Source organism: Phaeodactylibacter luteus (assembly GCF_007993045.1).
Classification (GTDB): domain Bacteria; phylum Bacteroidota; class Bacteroidia; order Chitinophagales; family Saprospiraceae; genus Phaeodactylibacter; species Phaeodactylibacter luteus.
Genome location: NZ_VOOR01000188.1, coordinates 1 through 580, shown reverse-complemented (window position 1 = coordinate 580; position 580 = coordinate 1). Strand labels below are relative to the sequence as shown.

Genomic DNA, 580 nt, shown 5'->3' with positions numbered 1-580 from the left:
CTCTTTTATAACAAGCCTTCATCGATTTCCAATCTTCACCACCTTCCCCACTTCCAGCACGCGCCCCTGCTCCTCCAACCGCCAGGTGTAGACGCCCGCCGGGTGCCCGCTCAAATCCAGTGTATTGAAGCCCGCGGAAAGGCGCTGCGTGAGGACGGGCCTGCCCATCGCATCGTATACCACGGCATTGGCTTGTACGGGCAGCCAACCTGCCCGCAGCGAAAGGCTGAAGCGCTCCCGGAAGGGGTTCGGGAAAGCAGTGGCAAGTGGGGCTGTTTCCGCTTGCTCGGTGGCCGTGACGGGCTCTGTAAACTCCAGCGTTTTGCATTTCGTGTCACTGCCATTGGCATTGCTGACGGTAAGGCAGACCTCGTAAGTGCCGGGGCCGGGGAACGTATGAGCGGGCAGGGTATCCATACTGCTGCTGCCTTCCCCAAAGTCCCAGGACCAGGTGGCCGGCTCGTAGTCGCTCAGGTCGTAAAACTGCACCGTGAAGGGCGTGAGCGTATCCTGCTCATAGCGCCAGCGGGAGAGCGGGATATTGTCGATGCCGAGGGTATCGCATGGACTGCCGTCTATT

General features: G+C 60.3%; 1 protein-coding gene. It reads right to left on the bottom strand.

The window, feature by feature from the left end:
- Positions 1-18 precede the first annotated feature (18 nt).
- The coding region (locus tag FRY97_RS22035) for a PKD domain-containing protein (RefSeq protein ID WP_147169780.1) at positions 19-580 on the bottom strand (562 nt) is incomplete at its 5' end.